The organism is Rhodococcus daqingensis (assembly GCF_042665615.1).
Lineage (GTDB): Bacteria > Actinomycetota > Actinomycetes > Mycobacteriales > Mycobacteriaceae > Rhodococcus_G > Rhodococcus_G daqingensis.
Genome location: NZ_JBHTCS010000038.1, coordinates 1 through 3,095 on the forward strand (window position 1 = coordinate 1; position 3,095 = coordinate 3,095).

At 56.0% G+C, this 3,095-nt stretch carries 1 rRNA gene; it reads right to left on the minus strand.

The features are described from left to right. A 23S ribosomal RNA gene (locus ACFQS9_RS26445) occupies positions 1-3,095 on the minus strand; the annotation flags it as partial.

Consider the following 3,095-nt stretch of genomic DNA (forward strand, 5'->3'; position numbering starts at 1 on the left):
TTAGTACCAGTCACCTGCACACGTTACCGTGCTTCCAGTTCTGGCCTATCAACCCGGTGGTCTGCCGGGGGCCTTACCCCCTCGAGGGGGTGAGAAACCTCATCTTGGAACAGGCTTCCCGCTTAGATGCTTTCAGCGGTTATCCCTTCCGAACGTAGCTAACCAGCGGTGCTCCTGGTGGAACAACTGGCACACCAGAGGTTCGTCCGTCCCGGTCCTCTCGTACTAGGGACAGCCTTCCTCAAGTTTCTAACGCGCGCGGCGGATAGAGACCGAACTGTCTCACGACGTTCTAAACCCAGCTCGCGTGCCGCTTTAATGGGCGAACAGCCCAACCCTTGGGACCTACTCCAGCCCCAGGATGCGACGAGCCGACATCGAGGTGCCAAACCATCCCGTCGATATGGACTCTTGGGGAAGATCAGCCTGTTATCCCCGGGGTACCTTTTATCCGTTGAGCGACACCGCTTCCACTTGCCGGTGCCGGATCACTAGTCCCGACTTTCGTCCCTGCTCGACCTGTCAGTCTCACAGTCAAGCTCCCTTGTGCACTTGCACTCAACACCTGATTGCCAACCAGGCTGAGGGAACCTTTGGGCGCCTCCGTTACATTTTGGGAGGCAACCGCCCCAGTTAAACTACCCACCAGGCACTGTCCCTGAACCAGATCATGGTCCGAGGTTAGATGTCCAATACGATCAGAGTGGTATTTCAACAATGACTCCACGAACACTGGCGTGCCCGCTTCACAGTCTCCCACCTATCCTACACAAACCGAACCGAACACCAATACCAAGCTATAGTGAAGGTCCCGGGGTCTTTTCGTCCTGCCGCGCGTAACGAGCATCTTTACTCGTAATGCAATTTCGCCGAGTCTATGGTTGAGACAGCTGAGAAGTCGTTACGCCATTCGTGCAGGTCGGAACTTACCCGACAAGGAATTTCGCTACCTTAGGATGGTTATAGTTACCACCGCCGTTTACTGGGGCTTAAATTCTCAGCTTCGCGGACGAATCCGCTAACCGGTCCTCTTAACCTTCCAGCACCGGGCAGGCGTCAGTCCGTATACATCGTCTTACGACTTCGCACGGACCTGTGTTTTTAGTAAACAGTCGCTTCTCACTGGTCTCTGCGGCCCCACCCAGCTCACCAAGCAAGTTGGATCACCAGACGAGGCCCCCCTTCTCCCGAAGTTACGGGGGCATTTTGCCGAGTTCCTTAACCATAGTTATCTCGATCGCCTTAGTATTCTCTACCTGACCACCTGTGTCGGTTTGGGGTACGGGCCGTGTAAAAGCTCGCTAGAGGCTTTTCTCGGCAGCATAGGATCACTGAATTCGCCTCAATCGGCTATGCATCACGTCTCAGGATATGTGCGACACGGATTTGCCTATGTCACTCCCTACACGCTTACACCAGTATTACCACTGACTGGCTCAGCTACCTTCCTGCGTCACCCCATCGCTTGGCTACTACCAGATCAGGTCCCGCGCATCCCCCGACCACACTCCCGAAGGAACACGGCCGGCTTCAGGGCGGTTAGTATCACTGATTCACCATGGGCGCGTTTACACGGGTACGGGAATATCAACCCGTTGTCCATCGACTACGCCTGTCGGCCTCGCCTTAGGTCCCGACTCACCCTGGGCGGATTAACCTGGCCCAGGAACCCTTGGTCATTCGGCGGAAGAGTTTCTCACTCTTCTTTCGCTACTCATGCCTGCATTCTCACTCGTGCAGCCTCCACGCCTGGATCACTCCGACGCTTCCATGGCTGCACGACGCTCCCCTACCCATCCATACACCTGGCTCCAACCCCGTAGGGAAGGAGCGGGCTTGCATGAATGCCGCAGCTTCGGTGGTGTACTTGAGCCCCGCTACATTGTCGGCGCAGGATCACTTGACCAGTGAGCTATTACGCACTCTTTCAAGGGTGGCTGCTTCTAAGCCAACCTCCTGGTTGTCTTCGCGACCCCACATCCTTTTCCACTTAGTACACGCTTAGGGACCTTAGCTGGCGATCTGGGCTGTTTCCCTCTCGACTACGAACCTTATCGCCCGCAGTCTCACTGCCGCGCTCTCACTCACCGGCATTCGGAGTTTGGCTGATTTCGGTAAGCTTGTGGGCCCCCTAGACCATCCAGTAGCTCTACCTCCGGTGAGAAACACGCGACGCTGCACCTAAATGCATTTCGGGGAGAACCAGCTATCACGGAGTTTGATTGGCCTTTCACCCCTACCCACAGCTCATCCCCTCAGTTTTCAACCTAAGTGGGTTCGGGCCTCCACGACGTCTTACCGTCGCTTCACCCTGGCCATGGGTAGATCACTCCGCTTCGGGTCTAGAGCATGCGACTCAGATCGCCCTATTCGGACTCGCTTTCGCTACGGCTACCCCACACGGGTTAACCTCGCCACATGCCACTAACTCGCAGGCTCATTCTTCAAAAGGCACGCCATCACCCCCAGCAGCAAGCTGCTCGAAGGCTTTGACGGATTGTAAGCGCACGGTTTCAGGTACTATTTCACTCCCCTCCCGGGGTACTTTTCACCTTTCCCTCACGGTACTAGTCCGCTATCGGTCACCAGGGAGTATTCAGGCTTATCGGGTGGTCCCGACAGATTCACAGCAGATTTCACGGGCCCGCTGCTACTTGGGAACCCCTCACGAGAGCCGGGAAGTTTTCGTCTACGGGATTCTCACCCTCTACGACAGGCCGTTCCAGACCACTTCGACTAACAACCCGGTTTCTTACTCTCGCCCACCACGGCAGTGATGAGAAGAAAGGCCCCACAACCCCACGCACACAACGCCTGCCGGCTATCACATGTACATGGTTTAGCCTCTTCCGCTTTCGCTCGCCACTACTCACGGAATCACTATTGTTTTCTCTTCCTGTGGGTACTGAGATGTTTCACTTCCCCACGTTCCCTCCACACGCCCTATATATTCAGGCGCGGGTAACACGACATCACTCGTGCTGGGTTTCCCCATTCGGACACCCTCGGATCTCAGCTCGTTTGACAGCTCCCCGAGGCTTATCGCAGCCTACTACGTCCTTCATCGGCTCCTGGTGCCAAGGCATCCACCGTAC